14 protein-coding genes are annotated in these 15,110 nt (G+C 60.2%); 6 read left to right on the top strand and 8 right to left on the bottom strand.

Translation table 11 applies throughout. The features are described from left to right. Positions 1-52: 52 nt before the first annotated feature. From NW851_RS00350 to NW851_RS00335, 4 genes are all read right to left on the bottom strand, one after another. Positions 53-997: a hypothetical protein gene (locus NW851_RS00350; protein WP_414336500.1), complete on the bottom strand. Its 945-nt coding sequence runs from the start codon at positions 995-997 to the stop codon at positions 53-55. A gap of 135 nt (positions 998-1,132) precedes the next feature. After that, positions 1,133-2,713, bottom strand: coding sequence for an S-layer homology domain-containing protein (locus NW851_RS00345; RefSeq protein WP_414336498.1), 1,581 nt, complete (start codon positions 2,711-2,713; stop codon positions 1,133-1,135). A gap of 150 nt (positions 2,714-2,863) precedes the next feature. Further along, positions 2,864-3,898: an NADP(H)-dependent aldo-keto reductase gene (locus NW851_RS00340; protein WP_414336496.1), complete on the bottom strand. Its 1,035-nt coding sequence runs from the start codon at positions 3,896-3,898 to the stop codon at positions 2,864-2,866. Positions 3,899-3,980: 82 nt separating this feature from the next. Then, the gene (locus tag NW851_RS00335; protein ID WP_414336495.1) at positions 3,981-5,786 is read right to left on the bottom strand and encodes a hypothetical protein; all 1,806 of its coding nucleotides are present in this window, start codon (positions 5,784-5,786) and stop codon (positions 3,981-3,983) included. Between the two features lie 371 nt (positions 5,787-6,157). Between NW851_RS00335 and NW851_RS00330 the strand changes: the two genes are divergently transcribed. Further along, the gene (locus NW851_RS00330) at positions 6,158-7,279 is read left to right on the top strand and encodes a PP2C family protein-serine/threonine phosphatase (protein ID WP_414336493.1); all 1,122 of its coding nucleotides are present in this window, start codon (positions 6,158-6,160) and stop codon (positions 7,277-7,279) included. Here the strand turns inward: NW851_RS00330 and NW851_RS00325 are convergent. Continuing rightward, positions 7,276-9,432: an NAD(P)H-quinone oxidoreductase subunit 5 gene (locus NW851_RS00325; protein ID WP_414332811.1), complete on the bottom strand. Its 2,157-nt coding sequence runs from the start codon at positions 9,430-9,432 to the stop codon at positions 7,276-7,278. The genes NW851_RS00330 and NW851_RS00325 overlap by 4 nt on opposite strands. Positions 9,433-9,802: 370 nt before the next feature. Between NW851_RS00325 and NW851_RS00320 the strand changes: the two genes are divergently transcribed. Further along, a complete protein-coding gene (locus NW851_RS00320) occupies positions 9,803-10,159 on the top strand; it encodes a single-stranded DNA-binding protein (protein WP_414332812.1) in 357 nt (118 codons plus the stop codon). Here the strand turns inward: NW851_RS00320 and NW851_RS00315 are convergent. Then, positions 10,156-10,932 carry a cobalt-precorrin-6A reductase gene (locus NW851_RS00315; protein ID WP_414336491.1) on the bottom strand — a complete coding sequence of 259 codons (777 nt, stop codon included), beginning with the start codon at positions 10,930-10,932 and terminating at the stop codon, positions 10,156-10,158. The genes NW851_RS00320 and NW851_RS00315 overlap by 4 nt on opposite strands. A 64-nt stretch (positions 10,933-10,996) precedes the next feature. Here NW851_RS00315 and NW851_RS00310 point away from each other — a divergent pair, with 64 nt between their 5' ends. Both NW851_RS00310 and ispG read left to right on the top strand, forming a co-directional pair. Continuing rightward, positions 10,997-11,512: a bifunctional nuclease family protein gene (locus NW851_RS00310; RefSeq protein WP_414332815.1), complete on the top strand. Its 516-nt coding sequence runs from the start codon at positions 10,997-10,999 to the stop codon at positions 11,510-11,512. 248 nt (positions 11,513-11,760) lie between these two features. After that, positions 11,761-13,002, top strand: a complete 1,242-nt coding sequence (gene ispG, locus NW851_RS00305) for a (E)-4-hydroxy-3-methylbut-2-enyl-diphosphate synthase (protein ID WP_414332881.1) — start codon at positions 11,761-11,763, stop codon at positions 13,000-13,002. A gap of 254 nt (positions 13,003-13,256) precedes the next feature. Here the strand turns inward: ispG and NW851_RS00300 are convergent, their stop codons facing one another. Then, positions 13,257-13,649 carry a hypothetical protein gene (locus NW851_RS00300; protein WP_414336490.1) on the bottom strand — a complete coding sequence of 131 codons (393 nt, stop codon included), beginning with the start codon at positions 13,647-13,649 and terminating at the stop codon, positions 13,257-13,259. A 106-nt stretch (positions 13,650-13,755) separates the two neighbouring features. On the opposite strand from NW851_RS00300, the gene NW851_RS00295 reads away from it, so the two are divergent. Together NW851_RS00295 and NW851_RS00290 are read left to right on the top strand one after the other, a co-directional pair. Further along, on the top strand, positions 13,756-14,427 hold the full coding sequence (locus NW851_RS00295; RefSeq protein ID WP_414332817.1) for a hypothetical protein: 672 nt from the start codon (positions 13,756-13,758) through the stop codon (positions 14,425-14,427). 86 nt (positions 14,428-14,513) lie between these two features. Further along, positions 14,514-14,810, top strand: coding sequence for a DUF2470 domain-containing protein (locus NW851_RS00290; RefSeq protein WP_414336488.1), 297 nt, complete (start codon positions 14,514-14,516; stop codon positions 14,808-14,810). Positions 14,811-14,827: 17 nt separating this feature from the next. Here the strand turns inward: NW851_RS00290 and grxC are convergent, their stop codons facing one another. Beyond that, on the bottom strand, positions 14,828-15,088 hold the full coding sequence (gene grxC / locus NW851_RS00285) for a glutaredoxin 3 (protein ID WP_414332820.1): 261 nt from the start codon (positions 15,086-15,088) through the stop codon (positions 14,828-14,830). Positions 15,089-15,110 lie beyond the last annotated feature (22 nt).

The raw sequence follows: 15,110 nt of genomic DNA, 5'->3' as shown, positions 1-15,110 counted from the left end.
GGGGGGATCTTCTCTACTCTACCGACCCGCCCCTGCTGGCTTCTTGTCAAGGCTATTGGATGATCAGGCTCTCGCTCAGTTCCAGCTCCACCAGCGTATTGGGCTGCAGCGTCACCACCCGGTCGATGTTGGTACTCCCTGCAGCAGCACCCGCCAGGCCGCCGGCCAAGATGGGCAAAAAGCCCCATCCCCCCGTGAGCACTCCCAAGGCCAATCCGCCCGCCGCCCCATAGCCCGCCCCACGGGCGACGGTAGTGCCCACGTCGGCGTTGCGATCCAATCCGACCGGGAGGGGTGCAGACTGGCCTCTAATGAGATAGGTGGAAGAGCCGATGGTGAGGCGGTTGGCCACAAAGCGGCTGCCGACGACCCGCTCTTGGGGATCGGCGCTCTCCGACTCCCGACCAGAAAACTTGAGTTCTCGGTAGATCGGCTCAAGAGTGCCCCACACCACGCTCCCCGCCGGGATCACCACCTGGCCAAAGCGATCCAGCACCGGCTCCGAAACTTCTAGGTTGCCGTTAATGGCCTGGTAGGGCTGGAAGGTGATGGGGCGGTAGACCGTGAGGAGAATACGGGTGCCGGCGGGCAGCTCGCCCCGCGCGGCCCCGGCCAGATTCCCCCCTGGACTGAGGTCGGGCCGCCGTTGGTAGGAGTAGGCCTCACCTGGCGGAGCCTGTCCACCTGGGGCCGCTTGAACGGGCACCACCGGGATTGGGGCCGGGCTCGGATCCCCCGGTGGTGGGATGGGATCCCCGGTGAGCGGCATTTGCGGCACCTGAGGCACCGGCGGCAGGGCTTGCGGAGCCGTGGAGCCGGGCGGGTTGCTGAGCAGAGGCAGGGTGGGGACGGGATTCGGCTGAGGAGCTTGAGGAGTGAACTCGAACTGCTGGGCAACAACTGCAGCCGCCGCCGCAGCCCACCCCACCCCACTCACCAGCCACCCAAAGCCAACCCTTTGCCACGACGGCAAAAACGGCTGCAACGCTGAGCTCATGGATCCCGTCCAGTCACAACTGGCAGTAGCTTAACATCCTGACCAGCTCGTGCCCACTAGATTTAGTAGAGGTTAAGGGGGCGGCGGCCCTTAAAACACTATTGAGACCTGTTGAAGGCCTGGACTGGGTTTTCCCTAGGGGCTAGGGGAAGGAGAGGGGGAAGGCTCCCCGCCAGCCTGTGGACTCGGCGTGGGTGTGGGTTCTGGAGTAGGGGTAGGTGTTGGAGTCAGCGTGGGCGTGGGCGTGGGTTCTGGAGTAGGGGTAGGTGTGGGTGTCGGGGTTGGCGTGGGTGTCGGGGTCGGCGTGGGTGTGGGTGTTGGAGTGGGTGTGGGCTGGGCGGCCCGCACCTGGAAAGACCACTGCTGGATGGCAGTGTTGCCGCTAGTATCGGCAATTTGGACGGCAATCAAGGTCGGTCGATCGGTGGGCAGCGGCTCGGCGGGGGTATAGGCGAAGCCGGTGCGGCTGAGCTGGGCTTGGGCAGTGACATCTACATTGTTCACCAGCAGGGTAAAGCTATTGAGGTCGATCCCCTGCTCATCTTGAAAGCGGGCGGAGATGGCGGGGCGCGGGTTGTCGGTCACCGCTCCGTTGGGCGGGGCCAGGTCGCTGATGGTGGGGAAGGTGGTGTCGGTCACCTGCCCAATGCTGATGGTTTTGTCCGGCAATTGCACCAGGGTCACCAGCCCATTTCGCTCCAGACGGGCGAACACCGGCGCTTCCGAGGCCCGGTCTTGGCTGCGGAAGGTGTAGCTGCCCTCGTATTGGCCAGGGCGGGTTTCCTGCAACGGCAGGTTGTAGGCGATACCGGGGATGGAAAAAGACCCCTGCGCCCCCGGGGATCCCAGCAAATACACCGTCAGGGTGTCCCCCGGATTGACGGATCCCAGCTCCTCGCGGGCCAAGAAAGTTCTCACTTCCGGCGCGGCGGGCAGCGTTTCCACCAGCGGCTCCACAGGGATATCCGGCGTAGCCAGGGGCTCAGGGGTGGGGGTAACCTGGGCGAGGAGCTCGGTGCGGATCCCTGGCCTGGGGATGGCAGCCCCCACCGGCGGGTCTAGGCTGGGCACCCGGCCCACCTTGGCCAGCGCTTGGTAGGTAAGAGCCGCCACTTCCCCCCGCGTGGCCACCGCCTGGGCATTCAAGCGGGTGGGATCAGGGTAGAGCACCAACAGCCCTTCTTGAACCGCTGTCGCGATGGGGGCGCGGGCAAAGTTGGGAACCAAATTGGCATCGCTGAACCCGGCCAGGATGGCATCAATTTGGCTTGGATCCCCGAGGAGCCTGCCGTTGGTGGCAGCGCGGGTCAGGACAGTAATGGCCTGGGCGCGGGTGAGGACATCGTTGGGACGGAACGTGCCGTCGGGAAAGCCGGAAACATACCCTGCTGCTGCCGCCGCGCCAATAGAGGGAGCTGCCCAACTGGGAATGGGATCGGCAAAGGAGCGTACGGGAACGTTGGTATCCAGCCCAAAAGCTTTGGTAACGATAACGGCAAACTGGGCGCGGGTAATCGACTCATTGGGGCGAAAGGTGCCGTCTGGGAAGCCGCCGATGATCTGCCGCTCGTTCAAGCCGGCGATGTACTGGGCGCCCCAGTAGGTGCTGATGTCAGAAAGTTGCGCCCAAGCGGGATCCCCCATCCAAACCAAGCTGCTGCAGCCTACCACCAGAGCTACCGTCTTCCAACCCTGCCAAAGGAAAAGGTTGCGCATTGTTTGTTCACACCTCACGATCTGCTAGGAGAGCCCCTGGGAGGTTTGTGAGTTCAAGAGGGGCCAGCTCGGACCTAGTTATCCAAGCCATAGCCCCAGACGAGGAAAGTTCTCAAAAAGTTCTCCTTGGCGGGCTGTTTTGTCGCCTGCTCAGGGTGCAGGATTGGGGTAGCGCTGGTGCACCGCTTCGATCTCCGCCAAGATCTCAGGCGACAGCTCCAGGCAACTGAGGTTTTCCTTGAGCTGGGCCAGGTTGGTGGCTCCGATGATGGTGCTGGTGACAAACCAGCGGCTGCGCACAAAGGCCAAAGCCAACTGGGCAGGGGTCAGGCCGTGCTGGCGGGCAATGCGTACGTAGGCGGCCACGGCCTCTTCCACATTGGGCTTGCGGTAGCGCTGGCCAAAGCCCTCAAACAGTGCCAAACGGGATCCCGGCGGCTTGGCGCCCCCCAGGTATTTGCCCGTCAGCAGCCCAAAGGCCAGGGGGCTGTAGGCCAGCAACCCCACCTGCTCGTGGTGGCAAACCTCCGCCAGGCCCATCTCAAACGTGCGGTTGAGGAGGCTATAGGCGTTTTGAATCGAGACCACCTTGGGCAGGCCCAACTGCTCGGCCAGGTGGCAGAACTCGCAGACTCCCCAGGGGGTTTCGTTGCTCAAGCCGATGTAGCGCACCAGGCCCTCCTGCACCAGTTCCGCCAAGCCCTGCAGTTGCTCGGCAATGGGAACCGTGGGCCGCTCCTGGCTGGGATCGTAGGCCACCCCCCCAAACAGGGGCACATAGCGATCCGGCCAGTGGATTTGGTAGAGGTCGATGTAGTCGGTCTTCAGGCGTTTGAGGCTGCCGGCCACCGCCTGTTTGAGGTTGTCGCGGCTAATCGAGAGAGACCCGCCGCGGATCCAGTGCCAGGGCCGACCCGGGCCGGTGATCTTGGTGGCGATGATGAGGCGCTCCCGCGGCTGGTGTTGTAGCCACTCGCCGATGTAGCGTTCTGTGGCTCCCTGGGTTTCCGCCCGCGCCGGCACCGGGTACATCTCGGCGGTGTCGATGAAGTTGATCCCGTGCTCCACCGCGTAATCGAGCTGTTCCCAAGCCTCGGCCAAGGTATTCTGCTGTCCAAAGGTCATGCTGCCCAGACAGATTTCCGAGACCTGCAAAGGGCTGTGGCCAAGCTGGCGGTAGCGCATGGGAACTCCCGATCTCCTAACCCGAGACAGCACACCAGTCCCCATTGTGCCCAACACCTGCCAGCCTATGGGATCCCTGCCCCTACTCTTGCTGCAGCATAGGCATGTACTCGCGGTAGATCTGGTTTAGGATTTCCAGGCCAATGCGGGTGCGACTGTCGGGGGGACGGGCCTCGACGGCTGCCTTTACTTGCAAGATGGTGCCCACTGGGTAAGGAGAACGCAGCTCCTCCCGCTTGCCCAAAAACACATCCGTGAAGTAGTCGATCAGCCGCTTGACCTCTCCCATGTCCTTGCGGGAAATGTCCATATCCAAAACGGTGGTCAATTTGGCCCGCATCGCCTGGAAGCTTTGCTGACTGGCGTTGAGGGCCACCCGCTTGGCCAGGCTATCCACCACAATTTGGCCGATCTTCTCTACATTTTGAGTTACAATCTCGCAGTGGCGGGCGGCAAAGCGCAGTTGCACTTCATGCAAAAATTGTTCGCGCTCTAGGATTTGGATGCCCTGCTGCTCCAGATCCACTCCGTAGCTTTGCAACTGCTTGTACTGGTTTAAAACCCACTGGTTGTAGAACGAATCGGCCAAAACCCGCCAATAGCCGATGATTGTTGCCTCGGCAAAGGGGATGCTAAGCAAATAGATCTCGCTGGTGATCCAGTGCAAATGCTGGGTTAGCTTGTCCCGCTCTTTCTCGTCCAAGTAGGAGGTGCGCGGCACCCAAACTGCTCCATACTCGCTTTTCACCTCTCCGGGTAGGGATCCGAAGATGGTGTCAAAAAACTGATGAATGCTGAAAAGAAGAAACTTTCCCGGATCCTGCAGGCGGTTGAGCAGCTCTTGTTTTTTCTCTTCTTGATATTGGGTTACCAACTGCTGCGCCTCGGCGGCCTGGCCGCGCGCCGCCTCCGCATCTTGCCGCAGCTTTTCGATCTCTTCTGCGCTCGGCACCTCGGTAGCAGCAGGTTCCCATTCTCCACTGAAATAGCCGCCCCCCGGCCCCGCGCCACCGATGCCCACCAAGGGAGCGTCGCTGTCGTTATCCAGGGTTAAGAGGCGAGAAAGAGCCTGCAAGCGAGCCCGCCGATCGCCAGAGCACAGGGATCCCACCTCCACCGGATCCCGACTTTCCCACCCCTCTAGCCCACCGATGCGGTAGAGCGTGTAAAAATACTTGCTGAGCAGCAAGGCGAGGAGATGTCGGTTTTTGACGTCGTTGTACTCCAGGTAGGCCCGCAGACACAGTTGGAAAGCGATGTTGGGCAGGCTGCGACACACCTCCTTGATCTGGGAGTACACCCTTTGCAGATGCGGTCGAAAGCGACGCGGGATCGCCTCGGGCCGCAGGCCGCGCAGCAGGAACTCCGGCTGGCGCAGATCTTGAGGAGTAAAGTAAAAGCTTTCTTGCCAGAGCAGCTCGTCCAGGTCGCGGGCAAAAATTGGTTTCAAGTGGTCGATGATCTGCACCACAACCGACTCGGTGAAGGCCGGTATAACCTTCTCGATGTGAAGCTGATCGTAAACCGAGCGCAGCCGCTCGCTGCGGAAGTCTTCGATCGAGATCAGCCCCTTCATGGTTCCAATCCGACCGTCGCTCAGCAGGAACTTATAGACAACTTCGGCAGTGGCGCCTGGGGAGAGAACGGGAGTTCCGGTCAAGTCAGGGCAAATTTGCAGGGGGCGTAGCAAGCGGCTGGTTTCACTGATGCTGAAGCAACTCCAAGCTGCCGGGTTGAGCACCACCGACGATAGGCCGGCCAGCAATTGCTTCTCATCCAACTCCTCCAGCCGGATTTCTCCCCCGGGAGCTTGGCGGGGTGCCGTGGGTGAAGCCGCCTGCGAATCCCGAACGGACGGCGGAGATAAGGATAGAGGAGACGCGCTCATGCAGCAAAGGCCGTTTAACCTCAAAGTTCACTCTAGACCGGCAAAGGATGGATAAGATGTGATCCGTATCTCTGTGTCCAATGGAAGTCTCTAAAGCAAAATCTGCCCAAAAACCCCCCCGCTGTTATCTATTCCCACCAGTATCTTGAAACGGTCAGCTTTTGGGTAGCGTGCAACCACGGTTTTAGGGATCCACTAAGGGATACGCAACTTTAGCTCTGGTGGATGAGGTTGCTGAGGCTTTTCCCCTAACTGCCCTCCAAACCGGCTTTTCTGCCGCAACCCCTGGGCTAGGATAAAGGGTCTGCCTACCAGTACGGGCTAGAGTTGCATTTTGATTCGGGTTGATTCGGGATTGAGGTGCAGTGGTCATGACAGCCATTTTGATTGTGGACGACGATCCCACAATTCGGCTGGTGTTGAAGCGATCCCTGGAGCGGCAGGGCTACACCGTCGAGATGGCCAGCGGTGGCTTGGAAGGGCTGGAGAAAGCTCATCTCCTAACCCCGGGGCTGATTATCTGTGACTGGATGATGCCGGATATGGATGGGCTGGAAGTCTGCCGGCGCATCAAGGCGGATCCCAAGTTTTCCACGACGTTTTTTATTTTGCTCACTGCGCGCACAGAAGTCGAAGACCGTATTCAGGGCCTGGATGCCGGGGCAGACGAGTTCCTCAGCAAGCCCATCGACCCCAACGAGCTGCGGGCGCGCGTGCGGGCTGGGCTGCGCTTGCATCAGCTCAGCTACGACTTGCAACAGCAAACCGCCAGGTTGCGGGCAGAACTGGCCGAGGCGGCCAGCTATGTGCGTTCTCTTTTGCCCAAGCCGGCCTCTTTCCCCGATCACCGAATAGCCATCGAGTGGTGCTTTTTGCCTTCGCAGGAGTTGGGGGGGGATTCATTTAACTACCACTGGCTAGACGAGGATCATCTGGCCATCTACCTGCTAGATGTGTCGGGGCATGGGGTGGGATCCGCTCTACTGTCGGTATCGGTGATGAACCAGTTGCGCTCTCAGGGCTTACCCGACACCGACCCGCGACAGCCGGATGCGGTCTTGCGCGCCCTCAACCACTCTTTCCAGATGGGATCCCACCACGACATGTACTTCACCCTTTGGTATGGGGTCTATCAGCCGCGATCCCGTCTGCTCTCTTTTGCCAGTGCTGGCCATCCGCCTGCTCTGCTCATCCAGGCTCAGGAGTTGCGCCTGCTGAAGACCGCCAACGTGCCCATCGGGGTTTTGCCCGACCAGAATTTTCAAAGGGATCAAGTGCAGATCCCTGAGAACAGCCACCTCTACCTGTTCAGCGACGGAGTTTACGAAGTCATGAACCCGCAGAGAGAAATCTGGGGGCTAGACAATCTGATGGCTCTGCTGAGCAAGAGCGCCGACGGCAGCCTGGATCAGGTGATCCAGCACGCCCAATCTTTCCAGGGGCAAACAGATTTTGAAGATGATTTCTCCTTGCTTCGTGTCAGCTTTCGCTAAACCCCCACGCCGGAAAGCACCACCATCACCACCACCGCTGCAAAGATGATCAAAGCATAAAACTGCGCCTTGCCGTTCTCCAGGTATTTCATCACTTCGCCGCCGACCATTGCCACCAGGCCCGTCAAGTTGACCACCCCATCCACAATGCGGCTGTCCACCTCCAGCGCCTCCCGCGCCACAAAGCGGGTGCCCCGCACAAAGACCCGCTCGTAGAGGTCATCAATGTACCACTTGTTGAGGGAGAAGTAGTACAGGGGTTGCAGGCTTTGGGGGAAGGTGCCGGGATCGATGCGCTTCTGCCAGTAGATCAAGCCGGCCAAGGTGATGCCGATCAGCCCAATGCCCACCGAGCTGCCCGCCATGATCAGAAACTCCCGCCAGTCAAAGTGACCCGCCAGCACCCCTTGCCACTCGGCTGCCACCTGGGCCCAGAGGGAAACGGCCTCTGTAGCCGATTCGCCAGGCGCATGGATGAACGCCTCGAAGAAGTTGGCAAAGGGAGTGCCCACCAAGCCGATCAGCACCGAAGGAACCGCCAGCGCCACCAACGGCATCGTCATCGACAGGGGAGACTCATGCGGCTCGGCGGCGTGGCCATGCCCATCGTGCCCGTCTTCCACAGCTTCGGGATGGCTGCTGGGCTGGGGCCTTTCGTAAAGGTTCATGGCTCCGGGGCCGTAGGCCGCCTCTTTCCCGGCAAACGCATAGGCAAAAGCCGGCACCGGTCGGCCCTGGCTGACGGCCACCTCCTGCCGCAGCTTCAGGTTGGTGCCGCGAAACTCCCCTTCAAAAGTAAGAAAGTAGATGCGGAACATGTAGAAGGCGGTGATCCCCGCGGTGAGGAAGCCCACACCCCAGAGAGCTGGGTTGTGTTCAAACACCGCGGCCAAGATCTCGTCCTTGGACCAGAAGCCGGCAAAGGGCGGGATCCCACAGATGGCCAGCGTGCCAATCAAAAAAGTAATGGCCGTAACCGGCATGTATTTGCGCAGCCCTCCCATCAGGCGCATATCCTGAGCTAAGGCGGGGTCATGGCCAACCACGGCTTCCATGCCATGGATGACCGAGCCGGATCCCAAAAAGAGCAGCGCCTTAAAGTAAGCATGGGTTGTCAGGTGAAACAGGCCGGCCCCATAGGCACCGCACCCCATGGCCATGACCATATAGCCCAGTTGGGAGATGGTGGAGTAGGCCAAGCCCTTTTTGATGTCGTTTTGGGTGATGGCGATGCTGGCCCCCAAAAAAGCCGTACCTGCCCCTGTCCAGGCGATGAGATCCATGACTGCTGGGATCCCTTCCAGCAGCGGGAACATACGCGCCAACAGGAAGACCCCGGCAGCCACCATCGTGGCCGCGTGGATGAGGGCGGAAATGGGCGTGGGACCTTCCATGGCATCCGGCAGCCACACGTGCAGCGGGAACTGGGCCGACTTGGCCACTGGCCCCAAGAACACCAACACCGCAAACAGGGCAACCAAGCTGCTGCTCACCGCGCCGTTGGCCACCATCTGCTCCACATTGCGGGCCAGTTCCTCAAACCCAAAAGTGCCGGAAATCCAGTAGAAGCCCAAAATGCCCAGCAACAGGCCAAAGTCCCCCACACGGTTGACCACAAACGCCTTCTGGGCTGCTTCCGCCGCCGCCTGCCGCTCGTACCAAAAGCCGATCAGCAGGTAGGAGCACATCCCCACCAGCTCCCAGAAGATGTAGATCTGCACCAGGTTGGGGCTGACCACCAGGCCCAGCATCGAGGAGGTGAACAGGCTCAGGTAGGCGTAGAAACGCACATAGCCGGGGTCGTGGGCCATGTAGCCATCGGAGTAGATCTGCACCAGAAAGGCCACCGTGGTTACCACCACCAGCATCATGGCACTCAGGTGATCCACCACAAACCCCATGTCCACCAAGAAAGATCCCGCCTGAGCCCAGGTGATGGTTTTGAGAACGGTCTCATGGCCCTGCACTTGGCTGACCAAAAGGGCAAAGGCGTGAACCATCGCCGTTCCCGTCGCGAACACGCTCAAGAAGGCGGCCAGAGAGCGGTTGGATCTTGTCCAGGCATTGAACACCAAAATGCCCAAGCCGAGTAAAAAAGCCGCCACCAACGGATAAACGGGGATCAACCAGGCGTATGCGTAGATGAATTCCATGGGAAATGGTGCTGAATGCGTCCTCTTGCGGTAGTCAACCCTCCCTGCTGGCCGGTGAAAATCTATCTCCAGGGATCAGGGGTCTGGGCCGGCAGGTGCTCTGGGGCTTCTGACATTGTAAATCTTTGCAACACGATCAGCGCCCCCCTGCAACCACTCAATCCATGAGAGCAGAGATTTTTCTGTCTGAGCAACCGGGATCCCCGCAGGACAATCGGGAGATATTCTAAAGACTCTCCCCGAGCCTCGATCCGCAAGGCCTACGGCCCGCTGACGCGATCAGCCGAGGCCGTCGCCGCGAAGATGACAGGGATCGCTTGCAAGCGCTACAACAAAAGCCTAGGGGCCGTAAACGATCTGGAGAAAACCCATGAGCCTGAACTTGGTGACCTTGGTGGGGCGAGCCGGCATGGATCCGGAGGTGCGCTACTTCGAGTCGGGCAAGGTGGTGTGTACCTTTAGCTTGGCGGTCAACCGCTTCCGCAAAGGCGAAGACAAGCCCGATTGGTTCAACTTGGAGCTGTGGGGGCGCACGGCTGAGGTGGCCGGAGAATACGTGCGCAAGGGCAGCCTCATCGGGGTAACGGGCAGCCTCAAGTTCGATCGCTGGAAAGACAAATCCACGGGTGAGGAGCGCCAGCGGCCTGTCATCGCTGTAGATCGTCTCGAGTTGCTGGGATCCCGTCAAGATCGCGAGCCTGACCTGGCTGCAGAGGAGCGGTTCTAAATCTGCCCCAGCCGACGTTGGCACTCCCGCACCACCTCGGCCAAATCCTGACTACACCAGGGGTAGCTCAAGAGTGGTCGTCGGACTACCCACAGCGGGATCCCCAGGGTTTTGGCCACGGCCTGTTTAACGACCAGCCCACCCGCTTCTCCCGAGTCCTTGCTGATGACTCCCTGAAGATCTAGCCTCTGCCAAAGCCGCAGCTCCTGCTCAAAGCTGAGGGGCAGGCGCATCCCAATCACCCGCTCAGCAGGGATCCCGGCTTGCACCGCTTGGGGAACCGACTGCGGCAGTACCCGCGCGTACAACTGGCAGCGATCCTGCCAGGGTACAAACAAGGGCAACGCCTTCACCCCCACCGTCAAGAGCAGCCGCCGCCCCGCCAGCACGGCCTCGGTGAGCACCCCCTGCCAGTCCGGCACCACCTGCACCCAGGGATCCAACGCCACCGGGGGGCGCTCGTAGCGCAGGTAGGGGATCCCCAGTTGGGCCGACACCTGCATAGCCAATTGTGAGATCTCCTGGGCAAAGGGATGGGAGGCATCCACTACCACGCGGATCTGGCGCTCCTGCAGGAACTGTTCCAAAGAGGGCAGCGAAAATCGCGTCACCACCACCTGGCCGGGCAGATCCCGATACAGGCTTCTGCCGCCCTCGCTGGTGACGCTGGCTATCCAAGGGATCCCCTGGCGGCTGAGGGCCTTGGCCAAGCTGCGGCTCTCGCTGGTGCCCCCGATCAAGACCACTTCCGCCAGATCACCGACTGAGCTCATGGTGTGTTGCCAAACTTTGGCACCCGTAGATACGATCAAGATCACCGGCTGGAGGCAGTTGCTCATGATCGAGATGCATGTGGCTGGGATCGCGGTCGATGCCGTTAACCAGAACCCCATCGTCATCCTGCGCGATAGCAGTGAGCGGCGTGCCCTGCCCATTTGGGTGGGGAAAGCAGAGGCCAATGCCATTTTGCAGGCGCTGGACGACCAAAAGCCACTGCGCCCCATGACCCATGATCTAATCCTCAACTCCTGGAAGACGTGGGGGATCCGGCTGGAGCGAGTTATCATTCACGCCCTGCTGGACAACACCTTCTACGCGGTGCTCGTCACCTTCTGCGGCGATAAAAAGCAAGAGATCGACTGCCGCCCCAGCGATGCCATTGCCCTTGCCCTGCGAGCCCACGTTCCCATCTGGACGGTGGAAGAGGTGATCGCGGAAGCCTCGATCCCGATGAACCAGGATGCCGACGAAGCGGAGCGGGAAGCCTTTCGCAAGTTTGTGGAAAACGTGACGCCCAAAGACTTTATTCGCAGCCGCCCCTTCACCGACCACCCCACGGAAGCAGACAGTTGAAGTTGCTGCCCTGCTGAGCTATCCGCTGCTAGAGGATTCGAGTGATTGACCAGTCTCTGCCCCCTGTGGCCGTCTAAGGCTCTGCTCATTTTCTCGATAAGTGTCCCATCCTGAGTTAATCAGGAGGCGGGGATCGCGCCCGGCTGCCGGAGGGTGAGCCCCTCAGTACCTACCCTGAGCTCCCGGTCTTGCCGGCATTTCAGCCTACAATCAAGCTAGAGTAGCCCTCTCAGCTTAACCAAGCTATGATGCAAACCCTAGATCGGCCCAGCGCCCCCCCTCAGCAGCCCTACCCAGAACCGGTCTATCCTCGTCGCCCCACCCGCACCGTGGCCGTAGCCGACGTGTTGATCGGCAGCCAGCACCCGGTGGTGGTGCAGTCGATGATTAACGAAGACACCCTCGACATCGAGGCGGCGGTGGCGGCCATCCGTCGTCTGCACGAGGCGGGCTCGGAAATTGTGCGCGTCACCGTTCCCAGCATGGCCCACGCCAAGGCGATGGAGGCGATTCGGGACAAGCTGATCCAAACCTACAGGCCGGTGCCCCTGGTGGCCGATGTGCACCACAACGGCATCAAGATCGCCCTGGAAGTGGCCCAATACGTGGATAAGGTACGCATTAACCCAGGGTTGTTTGTCTTTGAAAAACCCCAGCCCGGTCGTACCGAATATACCCAAGCGGAATTTGAGGCCATCCGCAACAAAATCCGGGAAACCTTCACCCCCCTTGTCCAGACCCTCAAAGCCCAGAACAAAGCCCTGCGCATTGGGGTCAACCACGGATCCCTGGCAGAGCGGATGCTCTTCACCTACGGGGATACGCCTGAGGGCATGGTGGAGTCGGCCCTGGAATTTGCCCAAATTTGCGCCGAGCAGGATTTCCACAATGTGGTTCTCTCCTTCAAGGCTTCCCGTCCTCAGGTGATGTTGGCGGCCTACCGGCTGGCGGCCCGCCGCTTCGATGCCTTGGGCCTGAATTATCCCTTTCACTTGGGCGTAACCGAGGCCGGCGATGGAGAATATGGCCGCATCAAGTCGGCCGTCGGGATCGGGACGCTGCTGGCCGAAGGGATCGGCGACACCATTCGGGTGTCTCTCACGGAAGCGCCGGAAAAGGAGATCCCGGTGGCCTACGGCATCTTGCAGGCCCTCAACCTGCGCAAGACCATGGTGGAATATGTGGCCTGTCCTTCCTGTGGCCGTACCCTCTTCAACTTGGAGGAAGTGCTGCAGAAGGTGCGCGCCGCAACTCAGCACCTGGTGGGCCTCGACATTGCCGTCATGGGCTGCATCGTCAATGGGCCAGGAGAAATGGCCGACGCCGATTACGGCTATGTGGGTAAGACGCCAGGGGTGATCTCCCTCTACCGCGGCAAAGAAGAAGTGAAAAAGGTGCCGGAATCCGAGGGCGTCCAAGCGCTGATCGATCTGATCAAAGCCGATGGCCGTTGGGTGGATCCGCCTTCTTCCCCCGGGACCCCAGCCTGAGTTGAAATCACTACGTCCAGAGCAACTGTAGATTTCAACGGCCATTTATAGTCGTTAGATCAAGACACTTTGCCGCCGGCCCGCCCAAGCGCTCCGCGCCGCTAGCGCGACCACCCCCGGCCCCTCTCCCTCAGGGAGAGCCCTCACCCCCGACCCCTCTCCCTGAGGGAGAGGGGAGTTAGAGCGCTGCGTAGCCATAACGACGTAGCGAGCCGTTTCATTGCTATTTGATTCGAAATGACTATAGAAACCGGCTAGCGGCGTTTGCTACGCAGGGCTTTGGCGCGGTTGTTGACCTGCCTCACAAACAGAGGCAGCAGGTGCTCCTGGATGTAGGCAAAGGCCGCTTGTAGACCTTCTTTTTCGTAAAGCAGGCCGATTTCTGCCTCCACCTGTGTGGGATCCCTGAGGGCCGACAAAAATTGATTGGAGGTCAGCCAGGTGAACAGTTCTGCCCGATTCAAATCACAACGGGGAGGGGAAGGCACCTGCCAGTCCTGAGGTGGGCCCAGCAGCCACTGCCGGGCAAACAAGCCTAACACGGCATCCCCCAACCAGGCCTTGTCTCGACGGGATCCCTCGTCCAACTGGGCCACTTGCTGTCTGAGGGTCTGGCCGGTCGGGGAGAAGTGGGATCCTGTCGGCATGGAGATAGAAAGCGAGCAAGGACTGGCAGCGAAGCGCCTCTGCCTCATTCTAAGATAGGGTCTGGCCCCCAGCAGACAGATTGTGGCATTGTGAGGATCCCTGAGCATGTTGTTGGAGCTCACCCCAGAAGAATGCGAATTGGTGATTCCGGTGGTGCCCACACGCCTTCAGTATGCAGCTTACTGGAGCGATGCCCTCAAGAGCACGGGCCGCATCATCACGGCCATCCTGGTGGGTGTGGCGCTGCTGGTGCTTTCTCGTGCCTTTGGCGAGGGATCCTTTCTGGGGGCGCTCTCCTTTTTGGCCGGGTTTCTCGCGTTGCTCTATCCCTTCCTGTGGGGGCCCCTGTACACCATCTCCCGGCGCCAGATAGCCTTTCGCGAGATTCCCTATGGGGGATTGTTTTTTGGGCAGGTGTTGCGCACCCGCCGCTTCGAGGTGGTGGTGGAAGAACGGGAAAAGCTGGACGAAGAGGGTGAGCTCTATATCGAAGAGGTGCGAGAGCGCCAGTTTGAGATGGAGATCGGCGATGAGACCGGAGTCGTCTATCGTGTCCGCGCCAAGGACGATCCCCGCTACCGGCGAATTGTTAAAAAGCAATCGGTGCTGGCGTTGGTGAAAGCCTACTCGCGGGATTTGCAGCGCCGCCCCACCTTGAGCGAGGTCTACGTGGTCAAGCTGGGGGAATGGGTGGGAGATGTCTCTTACCTGGATCGGGAGGCTTTTTTGGAGATGGCAGACGAGTTGTTGGAGCTGCAAGCCCAAGGACGAGCCTGAGCTGCTGGATCCCTGATTTTCTGCTTATCTTAGGTGCGCCGGGTAATTTACTCTAAACTGAGAGCTAAGAGCAAAAAACGACTGCCATGGCCGATCCCCTCACCCCAGAAGTCAGCGAGCGCATCTGCAAGCATATGAACGAAGATCACGCCGATGCAGTGGCGCTCTACGCCAGGGTCTTTGGCCGCCTGGAAGGCGTCACCCAAGCCCGTATGCAGGCCATCGATCCAGAAGGGATGGACTTGCAGGTGCAGGTGGATGGGAGGGCACAAACGCTGCGGATTGGCTTCGACCACCCCCTGCGGGACTCCGAGGACGCCCATCACACCCTAATTGCCATGTTGAAGCAGGCCCGCGCTCAGCTTAAACAAGCGGCAGAGTGACCCCCAGACGGTGAGGCTTAGCTGGCCTGTTGCAGGAGCGGATCCAACTGACCGCGGGCCTCGAGCGCGTAAAGATCGTCGCAGCCGCCAATGTGCTGGTTGTTGATGAAAATTTGCGGCACCGAACGGCGACCATTGGCCCGCTTGGCCATTTCCGCCCGCGCCACCTCGTCTCCATCAATCGCGTATTCGATGTATTGCACGCCTTTGCGCTCCAGCAGTTGCTTGGCCCGGATGCAGAAAGGACAAAAACGCCAGGTGTAAATCTCGACGGCCATAGGAAAACAACAAACACTTTTA

This window comes from Synechococcus sp. H55.7, assembly GCF_047462395.1.
Classification (GTDB): domain Bacteria; phylum Cyanobacteriota; class Cyanobacteriia; order Thermostichales; family Thermostichaceae; genus Thermostichus.
The sequence above is the reverse complement of the archived record's forward strand: the minus strand, read 5'-3'. Positions and strand labels throughout refer to the sequence as shown.

What these genes read in the sequence shown, in the direction of transcription:
- NW851_RS00350 (WP_414336500.1), bottom strand. Translation starts at nt 997, where the DNA reads ATGAGCTCAGCGTTGCAGCCGTTTTTGCCGTCGTGGCAAAGGGTTGGC.
- NW851_RS00345 (WP_414336498.1), bottom strand. Translation starts at nt 2,713, where the DNA reads ATGCGCAACCTTTTCCTTTGGCAGGGTTGGAAGACGGTAGCTCTGGTG.
- NW851_RS00340 (WP_414336496.1), bottom strand. Translation starts at nt 3,898, where the DNA reads ATGCGCTACCGCCAGCTTGGCCACAGCCCTTTGCAGGTCTCGGAAATC.
- NW851_RS00335 (WP_414336495.1), bottom strand. Translation starts at nt 5,786, where the DNA reads ATGAGCGCGTCTCCTCTATCCTTATCTCCGCCGTCCGTTCGGGATTCG.
- NW851_RS00330 (WP_414336493.1), top strand. Translation starts at nt 6,158, where the DNA reads ATGACAGCCATTTTGATTGTGGACGACGATCCCACAATTCGGCTGGTG.
- NW851_RS00325 (WP_414332811.1), bottom strand. Translation starts at nt 9,432, where the DNA reads ATGGAATTCATCTACGCATACGCCTGGTTGATCCCCGTTTATCCGTTG.
- NW851_RS00320 (WP_414332812.1), top strand. Translation starts at nt 9,803, where the DNA reads ATGAGCCTGAACTTGGTGACCTTGGTGGGGCGAGCCGGCATGGATCCG.
- NW851_RS00315 (WP_414336491.1), bottom strand. Translation starts at nt 10,932, where the DNA reads ATGAGCTCAGTCGGTGATCTGGCGGAAGTGGTCTTGATCGGGGGCACC.
- NW851_RS00310 (WP_414332815.1), top strand. Translation starts at nt 10,997, where the DNA reads ATGATCGAGATGCATGTGGCTGGGATCGCGGTCGATGCCGTTAACCAG.
- ispG (WP_414332881.1), top strand. Translation starts at nt 11,761, where the DNA reads ATGCAAACCCTAGATCGGCCCAGCGCCCCCCCTCAGCAGCCCTACCCA.
- NW851_RS00300 (WP_414336490.1), bottom strand. Translation starts at nt 13,649, where the DNA reads ATGCCGACAGGATCCCACTTCTCCCCGACCGGCCAGACCCTCAGACAG.
- NW851_RS00295 (WP_414332817.1), top strand. Translation starts at nt 13,756, where the DNA reads ATGTTGTTGGAGCTCACCCCAGAAGAATGCGAATTGGTGATTCCGGTG.
- NW851_RS00290 (WP_414336488.1), top strand. Translation starts at nt 14,514, where the DNA reads ATGGCCGATCCCCTCACCCCAGAAGTCAGCGAGCGCATCTGCAAGCAT.
- grxC (WP_414332820.1), bottom strand. Translation starts at nt 15,088, where the DNA reads ATGGCCGTCGAGATTTACACCTGGCGTTTTTGTCCTTTCTGCATCCGG.